This is a genomic window from Micromonospora musae (genome assembly GCF_003626635.1).
Lineage (GTDB): Bacteria > Actinomycetota > Actinomycetes > Mycobacteriales > Micromonosporaceae > Micromonospora > Micromonospora musae.
Genome location: NZ_RAZT01000009.1, coordinates 256422 through 274193 on the forward strand (window position 1 = coordinate 256422; position 17772 = coordinate 274193).

General features: G+C 73.5%; 15 protein-coding genes. 7 read left to right on the forward strand and 8 right to left on the reverse strand.

All coding sequences use genetic code 11. The features are described from left to right. Positions 1–61: 61 nt before the first annotated feature. Positions 62–1855: an ABC transporter ATP-binding protein gene (locus tag D7044_RS19520; protein WP_120689779.1), complete on the forward strand. Its 1794-nt coding sequence runs from the start codon at positions 62–64 to the stop codon at positions 1853–1855. Between the two features lie 68 nt (positions 1856–1923). Here D7044_RS19520 and D7044_RS19525 read toward each other — a convergent pair whose 3' ends face one another. Beyond that, the gene (locus D7044_RS19525) at positions 1924–2484 is read right to left on the reverse strand and encodes an NADPH-dependent FMN reductase (protein WP_120675122.1); all 561 of its coding nucleotides are present in this window, start codon (positions 2482–2484) and stop codon (positions 1924–1926) included. A 142-nt stretch (positions 2485–2626) separates the two neighbouring features. Between D7044_RS19525 and D7044_RS19530 the strand changes: the two genes are divergently transcribed. Further along, positions 2627–3145 carry a MarR family winged helix-turn-helix transcriptional regulator gene (locus D7044_RS19530; RefSeq protein ID WP_120675124.1) on the forward strand — a complete coding sequence of 173 codons (519 nt, stop codon included), beginning with the start codon at positions 2627–2629 and terminating at the stop codon, positions 3143–3145. Here D7044_RS19530 and D7044_RS19535 read toward each other — a convergent pair. Beyond that, complete coding sequence (locus tag D7044_RS19535) at positions 3142–3975, reverse strand: TetR family transcriptional regulator (RefSeq protein WP_120675125.1); 834 nt, start codon at positions 3973–3975, stop codon at positions 3142–3144. The genes D7044_RS19530 and D7044_RS19535 overlap by 4 nt on opposite strands. Positions 3976–4082: 107 nt before the next feature. On the opposite strand from D7044_RS19535, the gene D7044_RS19540 reads away from it, so the two are divergent. The 3 genes from D7044_RS19540 to D7044_RS19550 all read left to right on the forward strand — a co-directional run bounded on the left by D7044_RS19540 (position 4083) and on the right by D7044_RS19550 (position 9849). Then, positions 4083–5015, forward strand: a complete 933-nt coding sequence (locus tag D7044_RS19540) for an ABC transporter ATP-binding protein (RefSeq protein WP_120689780.1) — start codon at positions 4083–4085, stop codon at positions 5013–5015. Continuing rightward, entirely contained in the window at positions 5012–6637 is a 1626-nt protein-coding gene (locus D7044_RS19545; protein WP_120689781.1) for an ABC transporter permease, read from the forward strand. Before D7044_RS19540 ends, D7044_RS19545 begins: the two co-directional genes overlap by 4 nt. Before the next feature lie 146 nt (positions 6638–6783). After that, positions 6784–9849 carry an NACHT domain-containing protein gene (locus tag D7044_RS19550; RefSeq protein WP_147434690.1) on the forward strand — a complete coding sequence of 1022 codons (3066 nt, stop codon included), beginning with the start codon at positions 6784–6786 and terminating at the stop codon, positions 9847–9849. Positions 9850–9948: 99 nt separating this feature from the next. Here the strand turns inward: D7044_RS19550 and D7044_RS19555 are convergent, their stop codons facing one another. Continuing rightward, positions 9949–10980: an ArsR/SmtB family transcription factor gene (locus tag D7044_RS19555; protein ID WP_233565047.1), complete on the reverse strand. Its 1032-nt coding sequence runs from the start codon at positions 10978–10980 to the stop codon at positions 9949–9951. 37 nt (positions 10981–11017) lie between these two features. Here D7044_RS19555 and D7044_RS19560 point away from each other — a divergent pair, with 37 nt between their 5' ends. After that, positions 11018–11512 (forward strand): tetratricopeptide repeat protein, encoded by a 495-nt coding sequence (locus tag D7044_RS19560; protein WP_120689783.1) that lies wholly within the window; start codon positions 11018–11020, stop codon positions 11510–11512. A gap of 7 nt (positions 11513–11519) precedes the next feature. Here the strand turns inward: D7044_RS19560 and D7044_RS19565 are convergent, their stop codons facing one another. Genes D7044_RS19565 through D7044_RS19580 form a run of 4 tightly spaced genes read right to left on the reverse strand, consistent with a single transcriptional unit; the run spans position 11520 to position 15047 of the window. Further along, complete coding sequence (locus D7044_RS19565; protein ID WP_407663391.1) at positions 11520–12308, reverse strand: DeoR/GlpR family DNA-binding transcription regulator; 789 nt, start codon at positions 12306–12308, stop codon at positions 11520–11522. Between the two features lie 41 nt (positions 12309–12349). Further along, positions 12350–13234, reverse strand: coding sequence for a class II fructose-bisphosphate aldolase (locus tag D7044_RS19570; RefSeq protein ID WP_120689784.1), 885 nt, complete (start codon positions 13232–13234; stop codon positions 12350–12352). After that, positions 13234–14175: a 1-phosphofructokinase family hexose kinase gene (locus D7044_RS19575; RefSeq protein WP_233565048.1), complete on the reverse strand. Its 942-nt coding sequence runs from the start codon at positions 14173–14175 to the stop codon at positions 13234–13236. Before D7044_RS19575 ends, D7044_RS19570 begins: the two co-directional genes overlap by 1 nt. After that, a complete protein-coding gene (locus tag D7044_RS19580; protein WP_120689785.1) occupies positions 14172–15047 on the reverse strand; it encodes an SIS domain-containing protein in 876 nt (291 codons plus the stop codon). The genes D7044_RS19575 and D7044_RS19580 overlap by 4 nt, the downstream gene beginning before the upstream one ends. Positions 15048–15275: 228 nt before the next feature. Between D7044_RS19580 and D7044_RS19585 the strand changes: the two genes are divergently transcribed. Further along, entirely contained in the window at positions 15276–16724 is a 1449-nt protein-coding gene (locus D7044_RS19585) for a Gfo/Idh/MocA family oxidoreductase (RefSeq protein ID WP_120689786.1), read from the forward strand. 52 nt (positions 16725–16776) lie between these two features. On the opposite strand, the gene D7044_RS19590 is transcribed toward D7044_RS19585, so the two are convergent. After that, positions 16777–17676 carry a hypothetical protein gene (locus D7044_RS19590; RefSeq protein ID WP_120689787.1) on the reverse strand — a complete coding sequence of 300 codons (900 nt, stop codon included), beginning with the start codon at positions 17674–17676 and terminating at the stop codon, positions 16777–16779. Positions 17677–17772: the final 96 nt, after the last annotated feature.

Below are 17772 nucleotides of genomic sequence, written 5' to 3' on the forward strand. Positions count from 1 at the left end.
GTACGGTTGTTCCCTCATGATGAGGCAACCTCAGTAAAATTCGATCGGAAGGTGCCCGCTTTTGGAGCCCAACCCCCTCGGCCGCGACCGCGGCCCCCGTACCGTCAGCCCGTCGGAGAAGGCGCAGGCCCGGCAGGTGTCGCTGCGGCGCATCGCCGGGCTCTTCCGCCCGCACCGGGCCGCCCTCGCCGTGGTCACCACGATCATCGTGGCCTCCTCGGTCCTCGCGATGGCCTCGCCGTTCCTGCTCCGGCACGTGATCGACCAGGCCCTGCCGGGGCGCGACCTGCCCCTGCTGGCCTGGCTGGTTCTCGGCATGGTCGGGGTCGCCGCCGTCACCGCCGTGCTCGGGGTGGTGCAGACCTGGATCTCCACCCGGGTCGGGCAGGAGGTCATGCACCGCCTGCGCACCGACGTCTTCACCCACCTGCAGCGCCAGTCGCTGAACTTCTTCACCCGCACCCGCACCGGCGAGGTGCAGTCGCGGATCACCAACGACATCGGCGGCATGCAGTCGGTGGTCACCTCCACCGCCACCTCGATCGCGTCGAACCTGACCACCGTGGTCGCCACGGTCGCCGCCATGGTCGCGCTCTCCTGGCGGCTGTCGCTCGTCTCGCTGCTCATCCTCCCGCCGGCCATCTGGCTCACCCGCCGGGTCGCCCGACTCCGCCGGGAGATCACCGCCCGACGCCAGCGGGAACTCGCCGACCTCAACGTCACCGTCGAGGAGAGCCTCTCGGTCAGCGGGGTTCAGCTCGCCAAGACCCTCGGCACCGCCCCGGCACTGGTCGAGCGCTTCACCGCCTCCTCGGCCCGCCTGGTCGACCTGGAGCTGCGCAGCGAGCTGGCCGGACGCTGGCGGATGGCCTCGATGAGCATCGTCTTCGCCGCCGTTCCCGCGCTCATCTACCTCGGCGCCGGCCTGCCGGGCGCCGCCGGCACCCTGAGCATCGGCACCCTGGTCGCCTTCACCACGTTGCAGAACGGCCTGTTCCGACCGCTGATGATGCTGCTCAACGTGGGCGTCTCACTCACCTCGTCGCTGGCGCTCTTCGCCCGGATCTTCGAGTACCTGGACCTCCCGGTCGAGGTGGCCGAGCCGGTCGAGCCGGCGCCGGTCGACCCGCGCCGGGTGCGCGGACACCTGCGCCTGGAGGACGTCACCTACAGCTACCCGGGCAGCGACACCGCGGCGGTCGCGGGGGTCACCCTCGACGTGCCCGCCGGCACCGGACTCGCCCTGGTCGGGGAGACCGGCTCGGGCAAGAGCACCCTCGCCGCCCTGGTCAGCCGGCTGCACGACCCGACGAGCGGACGGATCACCGTCGACGGGACCGACCTGCGTGACCTGCGCCTGGCCGACCTGGCCGCGGTCGTCGGCGTGGTGAGCCAGGAGACCTACCTGCTGCACACCACCGTGCGGGAGAACCTGCGCTACGCCCGGCCGGACGCCACCGACGCGGAGATCGAGGCGGCGGCCCGCGCCGCGCAGATCCACGACCTGATCGCGAACCTGCCCGACGGGTACGACACGGTCGTCGGCTCCCGGGGCCACCGCTTCTCCGGCGGCGAGAAGCAGCGGCTGGCGATCGCCCGCACCCTGCTGCGCGACCCCCGGGTGCTGATCCTCGACGAGGCCACCAGCGCACTGGACACCGAGACGGAACGGGCCGTGCAGCGGGCCTTCGACGAGCTGGCCAGGGGGCGTACCACGATCACGATCGCGCACCGGCTCTCCACCGTCCGCGGCGCCGACCAGATCGCGGTGCTCGACCACGGCCGGATCGTCGAGTGCGGCACCCACGACGGCCTGATCGAACGCGACGGCCGCTACGCCGCGCTGGCCGCCTGACCCCCTCCGGACACGGCACGAGGACGGCCGCGGAGGTTCCCGCGGCCGTCCTCGTGCCGTGTGTGAATTCAGTTCCCGCGCAGGTGCGCCAGCGCGCTGCTCCAGGCGACGACCTGGTCGAGCATGGTGTTCAGGGTGGGCTCGTGGGACGGGCTCGGCTTGAAGACGCTGTAGTTCTCGAAGTCGTTGACGAACGAGAGCGCCACCTGGGCCCGTACGTCGGCCATCATGAGCTCGCCGGCGATGAGACGCAGGTGCTCGACGGCCCGGGCGCCACCGGCGGAGCCGTAGCTGACGAAGCCGACGGCCTTGTTGTTCCACTCGGCGAAGAGGTAGTCGATCGCGTTCTTCAGCGCACCCGAGGTGGAGTGGTTGTACTCCGGGGTGACCATCACGAACCCGTCGTACGACCCGATGGTCTTGGCCCAGCTCTTGGTGTGCGGCTGCGTGTACTGGCCGAACGAGGGCAGGTTGGTCTCGTCGAGGTGTGGCAGCGGGTGGTCGAGCAGGTCGATCAGCTCGAACTGCGCGTCCGTGCGCTGCTTGGCGTGCTCGAGGACCCAGTGGGCGACGGCCTCGCCGTTGCGGCCGGGGCGGGTGCTGCCGAGGATGATGCCGATCCTGGTCATGCGGGTGGTGCCTTCCCGAAGTCGTTGCCTGACGCCACCACACGCTAGACAGATGTTGATTGGTCAAGCAAACACCGGGGCCGTGGCCGCCGTCACAGCGCCCCCGGCGGGGCGCTCCGCCGCCGGAACTAGGATGGGCGGCATGTCCGGCGTCTCCGGCGAACCGCGCAAGCCCCTCGACCGCGACGAGGAGGCCCTGGTCCGCACCCTGTTCCGGGTGATGTACCTGCTGCCCCGGGCCATCGACGCCGACATGGTGTGCGACCGGCAGCTGCCGCTCACCGAGTACACGGCCCTGATGCGCCTCTCCGAGGCGCCCGAACGGCAGCTACGGATGAGCGAGCTCGCGTTCGCCTGCCACCTCTCGCTGAGCGGGATGACCCGCACCATCACCCGGCTGGAGACGCAGGGCCTGGTGCGCCGGGTCCGCAGCCTGGAGGACGCCCGCGGCTGGAACGCCGTGCTCACCGACGCCGGCTTCGCCCGGCTCACCGAGTCCTGGCCGAGCCACCTCGCCGCCGTGCGCCGACGGTTCCTCGACCACTTCGAGGGCGTCGACCTCGCCCGCCTGGCCGACGTCTTCGCGCACGTCGGCACCGTGGTGGAGCCGCACGACGGTGACGGCCGCTCCGTCGCGGAACCGTCTCGAAACTGTCGCTAAATCGTCTCGTTACTCTCGCCGGCCGGTGCCAGGTGGCGGTAGACGGTGGCCCGGGAGACGTTCAACGCGGCCGCTATCGCGTCCACCGAGTGGTCCCCGGCGGCGTACATCCGCCGCGCCGTCTCGACCTGCTCGCGATCGAGGGCGCGGGGTCGGCCCGGCCGCCGTCGCGGCCCGGCCCCGCCGTGGTCGACGCCCACCCGGGCCGCGCCGATCACCGACGGCGCGGCTCGCCCGCTCCGCTTCGGCTGCCCGGCCGTCACGCCGGCGGAGAGTCCGGTGTCCACTGTCGCCGTCAGCAGGTGACGCACCCCGTCGAGCATGTCGGCGCGGAGCACCTCGTCGGGAACGTCGGCGAAGAAGACGACCGGGTCGCTGCACATGGCGACCGCCTGCACCGCCCGCACCCGCTCCCGGCGTCCGGCCTGCGGACCGGCGATCAGGTCGTTGGCCCGCATGGCGATCCGCATCAGCCGGTGGTAGGTGTCACCCCGGGTGATCAGGGCGATGTCGTGGAAGAGCATGCCGAGGGGGCGGCGGTGGGCGAGCATCGTGTCCACCCAGCCCTCCAACACCACCGCACGGGCCCGCTCGGTCGGCAGCCCCTCCGCCGCGTCGAGCAGCCCCTCCAGGTCGCCGAGCAGCGGCTCGACCAGGGCGGCGAGCAGGTTCTCCTTGGCGGGGAAGTGGTAGAGGATGGCGGCCTTGGTCAGCCGCAGCCGCTCACCGATCTGCCGGAGCGAGGTGCGCTGGTAACCGTGCTCGGCGAAGAGGTCGAGCGCGGCGCGCAGGATCCGGGACCGGGTGTCGTCCACGGGCTCGGCGGTCATCCCGCCAGCGTAGTCGCCCTTCTGACCGACGGGCGGAAGCCCGTTGATCCGGCTGACCGTCGGTCAGTACAGTGAGGACGTCGAGGTGTCATCCGCCGGGAGGGGCCATGGCCGTCATCGCGATCGACAAACTGGTCAAGACGTTCGGCGCGGTTCGCGCGCTCGACGAACTCGACCTGCGGGTCGAGGCGGGGGAGGTGCACGGCTTCCTCGGCCCCAACGGCGCCGGCAAGTCCACCACCATCCGCATCCTGCTCGGTCTGCTCCGCCGCGATGCCGGCGAGGCGCGGGTGCTCGACGCCGACCCGTGGCGCGACGCGGTACGCCTGCACCGCCGGCTGGCGTACGTGCCCGGCGACGTGAGCCTCTGGCCCAACCTCACCGGCGGAGAGGCCATCGACCTGCTCGGCAAGCTGCGCGGCGGGCTCGACCGGCACCGCCGCGACGAGCTGCTGGAGCGCTTCGACCTCGACCCGACCCGCACCTGCCGCACCTACTCCAAGGGCAACCGGCAGAAGGTCGCCATCGTCGCCGCCTTCGCCTCCGACGTGGAGCTCTACGTGCTCGACGAGCCGACCTCCGGCCTCGACCCCCTCATGGAGTCGGTCTTCCAGGACCAGGTCCGGCGCATCCGCAGCGTGGGCGGCACGGTGCTGCTCTCCAGCCACGTGCTCGCCGAGGTCGAGGCGCTCTGCGACCGGGTCAGCATCATCCGCGAGGGGCGCACCGTCGAATCCGGCACCCTCACCGAGCTGCGCCACCTCACCCGCACCGCGGTCACCGTGGAGACCGCCCGGCCGCTCACCGGCCTCGCCGAGCTGCCCGGCGTGCACTCCGTACGGGAGGCCGACGGGCGCACCCACCTGGAGGTCGAGCCGGCCCACCTCGACGAGCTGCTCGGTCACCTCGTCCGCTTCGGCGTGCGCGCGCTGAGCAGCGCCCCGCCCACCCTGGAGCAGCTCTTCCTGCGCCACTACGGCGCCGAGGGAAGCCGGGTCGCCGAACAGCGCGCCACCGAGACCCCGGCGGCGCTGCGGTGAGCGCCTTCACCGGCACTGGGCGGCTCACCCGACTCGCGCTGCGCCGCGACCGGATCCGGCTCGGCATCTGGATCTTCGGCACCCCCCTGCTCGGCTACGCCCTCGCCGCCAGCGTCGCCGGTGTCTACCCCGACGAGGCGGCCCGGCACGGCTACGCCACCACCTCGGCGTCCAGCCTGGTCGCCCGCGCCTTCAACGGCCCCATCGCCGGCACCGACCTCGGCGCGGTGGTGGTCGCCGAGACGTACGCGACGCTGGCCGTCCTCGTCGCGCTGCTGAGCACCTTCGCGGTCGTCCGGCACACCCGGCAGAACGAGGAGACCGGCCGGGCCGAGCTGCTCGGCGCCTCCGTGGTCGGCCGGTACGCGCTGCTCACCGCCGCCCTGCTGGTCGTCGTCGGGGTGAACCTGCTCGCCGCCGCTCTCCTCGCGGTCGTCTTCGCCGGCGCCGGGCTGCCGCTGGCCGGATCGGTCGCCGCGGCCGCCGCGATCGGCGGCGTGGGAGTGGCGTTCACCGGCGTCGCCGCCGTCACCGCCCAGCTCACCGTCACCTCCCGGGGCGCCAACGCGCTCGCCGCCGCGGCCGTCGGCCTCTCCTTCCTGCTCCGCGCCGCCGGCGACGTCTTCGGTGAGCAGAGCGCCGACGGCACCCGGGTGGAGAGCGCCTGGCCGTCCTGGCTGAGTCCGATGGGGTGGGGCAACCAGGTACGGGCCTACACCGGCGAGCGGTGGTGGACGCTCGCCCTGCCGGTCGCGCTGCTGATCGCCGCCGTGGCGCTCGCGTACGCGCTGGCGCAGCGACGGGACCTCGGCGCCGGCCTGCTCGCCGCCCGCCGCGGACCGGGGCGCGCCGCGACGTGGCTGCTCAGCCCCGCCGGGCTGGCCTGGCGGCTGCAACGCGGCACGCTGCTCGGCTGGGCGATCGGTGTGGGCGTGCTCGGCATCTCGATGGGCGTCGCCGCCGACGAGTTCAACGCCATGATCGCCGAGAACCCGGCCGCCGCCGAGGCGATCGCCGCGATGGGCGGCGGCGCCGAACTGGTCGACGCGTACCTCGCCGCCATGCTCGGGCTCTACGCGCTGGCGATCGGCGCGTACGTCGTGCAGGCCCTGCTCCGGGTACGCGCCGACGAGGCCGACGGGGTGCTGGAGGCCGTCCTCGCCACCGCCGTGAGCCGCGGCCGCTGGCTCGGCACGCAGGTGGCCGCGGCGCTGCTCGGCGCGACCGCGCTGCTGCTCCTCGGCGGAATCACCACCGGGATCGGCTACGGCCTGGTCGACGGCGACCCGGTGGGGAAGGCGCTCGCGCTTTGCGGCGCCGCCGCGCTGCGCCTGCCGGCCCTGCTCGTCGTCGCCGGGGTGGTGACCGCCCTCTTCGGACTGCTGCCCCGCTGGTCGGTGGCGCTCTCCTGGGCGGCGCTCATGGTCTTCCTGCTGCTCGGGCAGCTGGGCGCGGTGCTGGAGCTGCCGCAGGGCGCGCTCGACCTCTCGCCGTACACCCACGTGCCCGCCGCGCCAGCAGTCGACCCGACGGCGCTGCCGCTGCTGGTCCTCGTCGCCGTGGCGGCGGCCCTGCTGACGACCGGCGCAGCCGCCTTCCGCCGCCGTGACACCCCCCGCTGACCGCGCCGCCTCGGACCGGCCGTGCTCATGATCCGCACTACCTCAGGGAAGTTGTCCCCTCCACCGCCCTGGAGGCCGCAACTTCCCTGAAGTTGCGCGCCGGGGCGGGGCTGTCCCGGCACGGCCGGTTCGATCACAATCGTTCGGTGCGGCGTCAGGTGTGGAAGTGGGGACTGCTGGGCGTCGTCGCCGGGCTTTCGGCGGCCGGCACGGCCTGGGTCTGGACGCGGTACGACTTCGAGAAGGTCAATTGGGCGTGGGGCGTCGTCGCCGGGGTCATCGCCGTCTACGTCGTACTCGACCAGATCTTCCTTACCCGACCGGCCACTCCGGTGGCCGTCGCCGCGCACCGGCAGGCCCTCGCCGACGAACTCGCCGAGCTGGTCCGCCGCGACCCGGCCGACGACGCGTTGCTGCGTACCGTCGACGAGCCCTACCCGCTGCCGGTGCGCTGGCGCAACGCCCCCGAACGGCTCCAGCCCTCCTGGCGATCCATCGGCCGGTCAAGCGACGCCGGGCTGCTGGACCTCGCCGGCCGGGACGGGACGCTGTGGAGTCACTACCGTCGTGTCCCGTCGGGGCGGCTGCTGCTGCTCGGCCCCGCCGGCTCCGGAAAGTCGATCATCGCGCTGCGGATGGCCCGTGAGTCGCCCGTGCATCGCGAGCCGGACGCGCCGGTGCCCGTGGTGTTGTCGGCCGACTCGTGGGATCCCGATCGGCTGCCGTTCCACGACTGGCTCGTCGACCGCATCGGGCGGCGGTACCCGCAGCTAGCGGCGGACAGTCCCCGGCGGGACGCCGTGCTGCGCGACCTCGTCGAGACCGACCTGGTCGTTCCGGTGCTGGACGGCCTGGACGAGGTGCCCGAGGACCGGCTGATCGCCTGTCTGGAGGAGCTCAACGCGCTGCCGACGCAGCGCTTCGTCCTCACCTGCCGCACCTCCGTGTACGAGCGTTACCTGAGCCAGGGGGAGAAGCTGCGCGGCACCGCCGTCGTGATCCTCGAACCACCGGCGCCCGCCGAGGTGGCCGACTACCTCGTCGACGCGGCCCCCTACCACCAGGTCGACAACTGGTCCACGGTCGCGGGCACCCTCGACGACGACCCGGAGCTGGCCGGGGCGCTCTCCACCCCACTGATGGTCGCGATGGCCCGCAGCGCGTTCGACGCCCCCGGAACCGACCCGCAGGACCTCGTACCCCTCGCCCGTGAGCGTGGCCGACGCTCGGTCGAGGACCAGCTCCTGACCCGGGCGGTCGACGCGGCCCTCCGGTCCCGACGCGGCGGGCAGGGCCTGCGCCGGTGGGCGCCCGCGCGGGCCCGTGCCTACCTCTCCTACCTCGCCGCCCACCTCGAGTCGCTGGACCTGCGGGAGTTCCGCTGGTGGGAGCTGCCCGCCGCGCTGCCCCGACCCTTCTGGGGACTCGTCGACGGCCTCCGCGCCGGACTGGCGGTGTGGCTGGCCGTGGCGTTGGCCCGCGACGCGCTCACCGGCACCGCGGCGCTGGTCGACGAGCGGTGGGTCGCGGACCTGCTCGAATGGACCGCACGCCGCCCAGACGTGCTCACCGCGGCGGCCGTCGTGCTGGTGGCGGCCTTCGCGCTGCTGCGCCGCGGCGGCGGCAGCGTCCCGCCGGTCCGGGTGGCGTTCACCGGTGGCCCGCGTGCGCTTGCGATGGGGATGCGGGACGGCCTGGCCCGCGGAGCGGCCTCGGGATCTCTGCTGACCTGGGCGCTGTTGTGGCCGCTCCCACCCACCCCGCAGCTGGTGGCGGTGCTGGAGCGGGTGCCCGGACTACCGCCGTGGTCCGTGCCTACCCAGGCCGGGGTGGTGCTGGCCGTCGTCGTCTGCGCCTACAACGCCGTTCGCTCGGCGCTGCGGGTCGACGTCGCGGCACCGGTCGACGATCTCGCCGCGGCCCGGCCGGACGAGACAGTCCGCGCCGACCGGGCGGCCACCATCGCCGCGACGGTGCCGGCGGTCGCCGGCTCCGTGCTACAGGTCCTCGTGCTGATGGCGGCGCTGCGGCTGACCGGTGTGCTCTCCGGGATGCCACCGTTGCCGACGCTCCTCTACGCCGGGGTGGGGCTCGGTCTGGGACGGTGGCTGCTCAGCCACGGCCGTGGGGCGTGGGTACGGTTCGCCGTAGCTCGCGGGGTGCTCGCCCTCCGTCGCCGTACGCCGTTGCAGCTGCTCTCCTTCCTGTCGTACGCGGAGGCGGTCGGGCTACTGCGCTACGGCGCTGGCGGATACCGCTTCCGGCACGGCCGGCTGCAGGGCCGACTCGCCGCCCGGTCGGCGATCGCGCAGCGGGGCACCCGGCTCTCCGAGGAGTTCGGGCTCGAACTGGCCCGCGCCGGCTACTGGACCGAGGCGCTGGCGGTCTTCGCCGACGTCACCCGTACCCGGGTCGCGAACATCGGGCCGGCCGACGACCTCACGGCGGCGGCACTGCGCCGGGCCCTGCTCGCCGGGGCCGCGGCTCGGGAATGGGCGCTGCTGGCGGAGCTGCTGGCGCTGATGCCGCCACCCGCCGCCAATGCGTCGACGGTGGAGATTCAAGCGCAGCGGGAGCTGGTCGCGCGGCTCGTCGCCGGCCGTGCGCCCCTGGTCGAGCTGGTGTCCGCTGCCGAGGAGCTGTGTCGCCGGGAGGAGGCGGCCGGAACGGCGGACCTAGTCGCCGAGGAGTTCCTGGCCGTCGTCTGCTACGCCGAGGGTGATGTCGACGCGGCGCGGGCGCGGTTGGCGCGGCTGTGGGACACCCGCAGCACGGGTAACGACCTGCCGATGCCGATCGTGGCGGGCTTGCTGGCGCGGCTGCTCCTGGACGGAGGCGATCCGATCGCGGCCTTGACGGTGTGCCACCAGGAGATGCTCTTCGCGGACCAGCCTCCGCACCGCAGCGACCTGTTCGTCCTCGTGCAGCGGTGGAGCTGGTCGGTCGAGGTGATGCGGCGGGTCACTGACGAGCGGGCCGAGCTGCACGGGCGCGTGCGGAGGGCGATGGTCGAGCGGCGCGGCCGTCCGATCGAGCTCGGCCGCCGGGAGCTGGCCGAGATCGGGCTCCAGGCCAGCCACGCCGTGCTCGGCCATCCGACGCTCGGTCCCCTCGCGGTGGCGGCGAGCCGCAGGTTCGCCAGCGCCCTCGCGGACCCGAACATCGTGGTCCGGACGGTCAACCGGAGCGCGCCGATGTGGCGCGCCGGGTGACCGGAACCACCAGCCCGGCTCGCCGACAGTCAAGATGCCGAGGCCGTCCTCGCCGAGCCGGCCCGCATCTCCCACCTGCTCAATGACTGAACCCCACCGTCACGCGCTCCGGTGGAGCAGGGCGGCACCCAGCGGCGTCCGGCGGTAACGGACCTCGTGGCGGTGCCGCTCACCGACCAGCAGACCCGCGTCGCGCAGCACGCCCAGGTGCTCGGAGACCGTGCCGGCCGCGAGCGCGTGCCGGTGTGCGAGCACCGTGGTCGTGGCGGGCTCGGTGAGCCCGGCGAGCAGTGTGGCGCGGGTACGGCCGACGAGCCGCGCCAGCGCCGCCAGCTCCGGTGTGCCGGTCGCCTGCCAGAGGGTGGCCAGCCCGCGCGCCGGATAGATCACGGTCGGCTGCCAGGGCTCGTCGAGGATGACCAGCACCTGGTCCCACTTGAAGGCGCTGGGCATCAGCAGCAGGCCCTCGCCGGTCAGCTCGCGGTGCTCGTCGTCGCCGCGCTCGCGGGTGAGTACGTTGTCGTGCCAGCGCAGCTGCGGGTGCAGTTCGGCGAAGAGCCGGGCCAGCCCGCCCTCGGCCATCCGGCGGCTCTGGTACGCCACGTCGGCGTCGAGCAGCGCACGAACCCTCGGCCACACCGGCTCGATCACCTGCTGCCAGACGTCCCGGATCACCCCGGAGAGTAGGTGCAGCGCCTCGGCGGGGTCGGCCAGCAGCCGCCGGCCGACGTCGGTGCGGGCGGCGCCGCGGGTGTCGCGCAGCGACCGGGCCACCTCCTGTCGTACCCGGTCGAGCGGGGTCGCCTCGATGCACGCCAGCTCGTCGGCGAAGCGCGGCAGTGGGACGGTCGGGGGCGGGGAGAGGAAGTCCGGGCTGTACCCGCGGCGGGGCTGCAGCAGCGTCACCGGCCGCAGGTCCAGCGCGGTGAGCTGACGCCGGACCGAGTGCAGGAAGCCCCGGTGGTGCCCGGGGACGTCCTCGGGCGTGGTCAGCCGGATCGCCTGGATCGTCTCCAGCACGGGGGAGAGGGCGAAGCGGCAGCGGATCAGGTCGGCGGGGCCGAACCGCAGGGTGATCGCGATGACCCGGCTCCTTCCCGCCCCGAGGTGGTTCGGCCCTCGCCGAATCACTGGCGGGCAAACCTACCCGGCCAGCAGGATCGCGTCCATGACGACCACACCTGACTGGGAACGCCGCAGCGCCGAGTTGTGGGCGAGCATCGACGACCACGAGCCCGAGGAGTTCCGTCGACAGGTCGACAAGCTCGCCGCCGAGCTGCCCGACGGGCACCCGGTCGCGGCCTTCGAGCGCGCCTGCGCCTTCGACTCGACGGGGCACTCCGACCGTGCGGTCCCGCTCTACCGCGAGGCGCTGCGTTCCGGTGTCACCGGCCTCCGCCGCCGACGCTCCGTCATCCAGCTCTCCAGCTCCCTGCGGAACATCGGCCAGGCGCAGGAGGCGGTCGAGCTGCTGACGGCGGAGCGGCAGCAGCCCTCCGACGAGCTCGACGACGCGGTCGCCGCCACCCTCGCGCTCGCGCTGACCAGCGTCGGGCGGGAGCGGGAAGCGGTCTCGGTCGCCGTCGCCGCCCTCGCGCCCCACCTCCCCCGATACCAGCGCTCGATGGCGAACTACGCCCGCCTCCTGGTAGAGCCGGAGTAGTCCGCCGTCAGGCCAGCAGGACCGTCACGCCGGCCGTCCGCAGGTCGGCCACGACCTGCGGGTCGGCGGCGTCGTCGGTGACCAGGGTGTGTACGGCGGACGCGTCGCAGATCTTCGCGAAGGAGTGCCGGCCCAGCTTCTCCGAGCCGGCCACCACGACCACCTGGCGGGCCCGGCTGACCATCAACGCGTCGATGCCGGCCTCGCTCTCGTCGTGGCACGACGTGCCGTCGGTGGAGAACCCGTCGACACCGAGGAAGAGCACGTCGAGCCAGAGGGACTGCATGACCATGCTGGTCAGCGGCCCGGTCAGCTCGTACGACTGGGGCAGCGCGACGCCGCCGAGGATGACGGTGCGCACCGACTGCCGCAGCACCATCTCGGTGGCGATGTTCAACGCGTTGGTCACCACCGTCAGGGCCGGGCGGTTGGTGACCTGCGTCAGGTCGGGGCGGGCCGCGAGGTGCCGGGCGGTGGCCGAGGTCGTGGTGCCCCCGTTCAGCCCGACGACGCTACCCGGCTCGACCAGCCCGGCGGCGGTCGTCGCGATGCGTTCCTTGGTGCTGCGGTCGCCCCGGTAGCGGTAGCGCACCGGCAGGTCGTACGCGACCGAGCTGGCCACGATGCCGCCGTGGGTGCGGGTGACCAGCTGCTGCTCGGCCAGGACGGTGAAGTCACGGCGGACGGTCGCCTCGGAGACCTGCAACGCGGCCGCGCCCTCGGCGACGGAGAGCCGCCCACCCCGCGCGGCCAGGATCTCCAGCAGCGCCTGCATCCGGCGGGACCGGTCGGCCATCCCACCGGCGGTGGCGGAGCCCGTGCTGGTCCCGGTCGAGGTCACGGCGCGGCCCCGGTCGAGGCCAGGCCGCTGTCGGCTCCGGCGGGCCCGTCCGCGGAGACGACCCGGCAGAAGTGGGCCACCGTCTCCGCCATCGCCTCCCGGGCCGGTGCCAGCCAGCGGCGCGGGTCCACCAGCTCCGGCTGGGCGGCCAGGGTTCGGCGCACACTGCCGGTGAGGGCGGTGTTCAGCGCCGTACCGATGTTCACCTTGACGATCCCGCCGGAGACGGCGCGGCGCAGCTCGGCGTCGGGCACCCCGGACGAGCCGTGCAGCACCAGCGGCACCGTGACCGCCGCCCGCAGCCGCCCGATCAGGTCGTGGTCCAGTACGGCGTCCCGGACGGTCATGGCGTGCGCGGAGCCGACCGCGACCGCGAGCGCGTCCACCCCGGTCTGCGCCACGTACGACGCGGCCTCGGCCGGATCGGTACGGGCGCCGGGGGCGTGCGGGTCGACGGGCGGCTCGCCCTCCTTCCCGCCGACCGTGCCCAGCTCGGCCTCGACCCAGAGCCCCCGGTCATGGGCGAACTCGGCGGCCGCCCGGGTCGCCGCGACGTTCTCCCGGTACGGCAACCGGGACGCGTCGACCATCACCGAGCCGAAGCCGTGCTCCGGCGCCTGACGCCACAGCTCCGGGGAGACGACGTGGTCGAGGTGCAGCGCCACGTCGACGGTGGCGGTCGCCGCGACGGCCCGGGCCGCGGCGGCGATCGGTGCGAGCCGGCGGTGGAACCGGACGGCGTTCTCGCTGACCTGCAGCACCACCGATCGACCCGCGGCCTCCGCCCCGGCGACGATCGCCTCGGCGTGCTCCAGGGTTATCACGTTGAACGCGCAGACCGGTTCCGCGGCGACGAGCTCTCCGGTCGGTACGAGCGGCATCACAACTCCTTGACGATCACGTCCCGGCGCAGCCGCCGGTAGTCGGACAGGTCCACACTCCCGGCCACCGGCGCCCGGACCGCCGCCGCCGACAGCGCCACCGCCTCGGCGAGCCGCTCGGGCCAGGGGCGCTGCCGGATCAGGCCGCTGGTCAGCGCGGCGACGCAGGCGTCGCCGGCCCCGGTCGGGTTGCCGGCGACCGGTTGCGGCACGTACGCGCGCCAGGCGCCCTCGCCGGTCACCGCGAGCAGCCCGTCCGGGCCGAACGAGGCGACGACGGTGGGCGCGTCGAGGCCGCGTACCGCCTCGAGCGCCGCGGCCGGTCGCGGCGGCGCGCAGCCGAGGAGGTCGGCGAGCTCGTCGGCGTTCGGCTTGACCAGGTCCGGGACGGCGCGCAGGCCGTGGCGCAGCGCCTGCCCGCTGCTGTCCAGCACGGTCCACGTGCCCGCGCGGCGGGCCGCCTCGATCAGCACGCGGTAGGCGTCGGCCGGTACCCCGAGCGGCAGGGAGCCGGAGAGCACGACCGCCGCCGCGTCGCGTACGAGGTCGGTGAAGCGGGTGCGGAAGGCGTCCCACTCGTCCGGGGTGATCGTCGGCCCAGGCTCCCAGAACCCGGTCGTCGAGTCGGGGGCCGCGACGACCACGGTGCGCCGGGACTCGGCCTCGATCGGCGCGAACGTCTCCGGCACCCCCTCCTGCGCCAGCAGGGATCGGATCCGCGTGCCGCAGGCGCCGCCCGCGAGGCCGGTGGCGACGACCGGGACGCCGAGGGTGTGCAGCAGGCGGGCGACGTTGACGCCCTTCCCGCCGGCCCGTTCGTCCACCCGGGACACCCGGTGCGCGGCGCCCGGCGTCAGGGCCGGAACGTGGTACGTCACGTCCAGCGCTGCGTTGAGGGTGACGGTGAGGATCCCGCCGCGCACCGCCTCCCCGGGGTTCACGTCAGGATCACCGAGCGGGTCAGGTGACGTGGCGCGTCCGGGTCGAGGCCCCGCCGGACGGCCAGGTCGACGGCGAGTCGCTGCGCGAGGATCAGCTCCGCCATCGGGTCGCGTGCGTTGTGCACGAAGGTGGCGCCGGTGGCGGTCACCTGCTCGGGCAGCCCCGCCGGCACGGCCCCGAACGCCCACACCGCCCTCCCGGGGCCCGCGACGGCGATCGGGCCGTGCCGGTAGTCCATGGCCGGGTACGCCTCGGCCCAGAAGCCGGCGGCCTCGCGGCACTTGAGCGCCGCCTCGTGGGCGAGGCCGACCGTCCAGCCCCGACCGAGGAACGTGACCTGTTCGAGCGCTGCCGGGTCCAGCGGCAGCGGGACGGTCAGCGCCGCGGTCGCGTCGCGTACCGCCGGGTCGAGGTGCTCGCCGAGGTGCGCCCGCAGCACCGCGAGCGCGGTGGTCGCGAAGCGGGTCTGCACGACCGACCTCTCGTCGGCGAACGGCAGCTCGACCGGCTCGTCCACCAGGTTCGCCGCCGGCGACCGGGGATCACCGAACACCCCGGAGCTCGGCGTACGCCCCCGGACGGCGGCGAGGACGTCCAGCACCTCGGTGGTCGTGCCGGAGCGGCTGATCACCAGAACCCGGTCGTAGCGGCGTCGGGTGGGGAACTCCGACGCCGCGAAGGCGTCGGTCTCGCCGAGGCCGGCCTCTTCGCGCAGCCGGGCGTACGCCATGGCGACGAACCAGGACGTGCCGCAGCCGACCACCGCGACCCGTTCGCCCGGTCGTGGCAGCCGTTCGGCGAGACCGGGCTGCGCGACGCCGCGTCGCCAGCACTGCGGCTGGGTGGCGATCTCCTGCTCGACGTGTGTCATGCCGCTCCGACCCGCCGCCAACGAGGCAACTCGCCCGGCGTGAAATCGCGCGATCCGGCGGCCAGCCGAGCGTAAACGGTCAGTCTGCCCTTCGGCAATCCGTACCTCTCGATCTCGCGAAGGTGCGGGACCACCCCTTGCCATCGATGTCTGTCTGATCGACACTGCTCACTGGATGACGTAAGCAGGCAAGTTCGATCAGGTCCCCTTCAGCTAGGGAGTGATCACGTGACCCCGCCACCTCAGTTCAATCCGTCCCGCCGTGACCTGCTCCGCTCCGGTGCCGTGCTCGGCGCCGCAGCCGGCCTCACCGGCGCCGTGGGCGCCTCCGCCGCCGCCGACGAGGGAGGCTTCGAACCCGCCCGCGGCCGCGGCGAGAAGAGCATGGTCGACGTGCCGTTCGAGGGCTTCGAACAGGTCCGCGTCGGGCTCATCGGCGTCGGCAACCGCGGCGGCGACCAGGACCGGCGGTGGGGTGCCGTGGCCACGGTCACCGCCGTCTGCGACATCCGCCCCGACCGGGTCGAGCGGACCATCAGCCGGATCATGGAGCAGGGCTTCCAGGACACCCCGCCCGTCGGCTACGCCGACGGCGAGGAGGACTTCCTCAACCTCGTCCGACGCGACGACATCGACCTCGTCTACATCGCCACCCCCTGGGAGTGGCACCACCCGATGGCCAAGGCGGCCATGGAGCACGGCAAGCACGTCGCCGTCGAGCTGCCGATCGCCCCGTACCTCGACGACATCTGGGACCTGGTCCGGACCTCGGAGCGGACCCGCAAGCACTGCATGCTGCTGGAGAACGTCAACTACTTCCGGCCCGAGATGGCGATGTTCAACATGGCCCGGCAGGGGATCTTCGGCGACCTCCAGCACGCCTCCGGCGGGTACGTCCACGACCTGCGCTGGCCCTACCTCTTCGGCGGCGCCTACCACCCAGAGCAGTGGCGGCGTCGCTGGCAGACGCGGATGAACGCCCTGCACTACCCGATGCACGGCCTGGGGCCGGTCTCGGCCGCCCTCGGCGTCAACCGCGGCGACCGGTTCGAGGAGCTGGTGGCCGTGGCCTCCGTACCCAAGGCGCTGGCCCTGTTCCGCTCCGAGGACCCGCGGGTCGGCGAGGACCACTCGTCGTGGGACGACCGGCCCTACATCTCCGGCGACCGGCACACCTGCTTCGTGACCACCACCAACGGCCGGTTCATTCGGGTCGAGCACGACGTGAACTCCCCGCACCCCTACAGCCGGGAGACCACCCTCACCGGCACCCGGGGCTCGATCGAGCTGGACAACTCCCGGGTCTACCTCGAGTCGCTCGGCCACCAGAACCACACCTGGCGGACCGGCAACGACTACAACACGATCCTGCGGCAGCACGACCACTGGCTCTGGCCCACGCTGGAGGAGCTGGCCGATCAGTACGGCGGCCACGGCGGCGGTGACTTCATCTCCATCTGGCGGCTCGTCCAGCTGATGCGGCTCGGCATGACCCCCGACATCGACGTGTATGACTCGGCCGCCTGGTGCTCCGTCATCCCGCTCAGCCACGAATCGTTGAAGAGCGGCCGGATGCGCCCGGTCAAGGTGCCCGACTTCACCCGCGGGCACTGGCAGCGGGCCCGACCCACGTTCGACCGGCCGAAGCCCGAGGACCCCTGGTTGAAGAAGAGCTGAACCGGCCCGGGGTGCTGCGCCGGCACGCGCGGCGCGGCGCCCCGCCGCCGGTTCAAGCCTGGGTGGACGGATCGCCGTCGGCAGGGGCCTCGTTCGCCGCCGACTCGGGTCCGGGCTGCCGGGGAAGATCGGGGGAGCGCCGCGCGTCCGGCGGCGGTTGGTCGAACCAGTTGTCGGTACGGGGGCGCTCGGCGAGCAGGTCCTCGATCCACTGTCCGGCGATCTTCTGCAGGCCGAGCATCCGGCGGGCCGCGTCGACCAGGCCCTCCTGGGTCTGCGGGCCGACCTCGGCGGCGGTGTCGGCGTACTCGCGCAGGATGGTCGACCAGCGCTGGGCCAGCTGCTGCGCGCTGTGTGCCCGCAGGAGGTGCAGCTCGTACTCGGACTCCAGGGTGACCCGGCGCTCCGAGTAGGGCAACAGCGCCTGCTGGACCCGCTCGTCGAGCCGTACCCAGGCGTCCGGTCTGCCGGTGACCGTCCCCTCGGCACGGGAAAAATTCCAGTCCGCCTCGCCGATCGCCCGCGGGAGCTCCACCTCCAGCTCGCCGGCGTGCTGCGGGGCGGTGCTGCGGGCGAGGTCCGCGGCGAGCCGGGTGAGCTGCGCGACGGCGAGCGGCTGAAGGTGCTGCGCGTACCAGCTGAGCAGCTCGGGGCGGAGCCCCTCGGCGGACCAGCTGAAGCTGACCCGGATCACGAACACGTAGATGTAGCCGTGGGCGGGCACCACGATCTCCGCGTCCCGCCGCTGGGTGAGCCGGCCGGGGGCGGCCGGAGGCGGAGCGTACGCCCGGCTCGGCTCCATGCCCCGCAGCAGGGCCACCGTCTGCTGCCAGCGCTGCGCCAGCCACGTCCCGGCGCGCAGACCCGTCCGGCGGCTCCGGTCGAACGCGCGCGTGCGGGCCTGCCGCCACCGGTCGGCGCGCGCCGGCTTCGGGTCGGGGGCGTCCGTCATGTCACCCCTTCTCGATCGGGGTTCCGTCCTCACCGTGAACAACGGTCGGTCGACCCCACGAAGTGACGGGCTCACGACGGGACGCCCGAAGCTCGC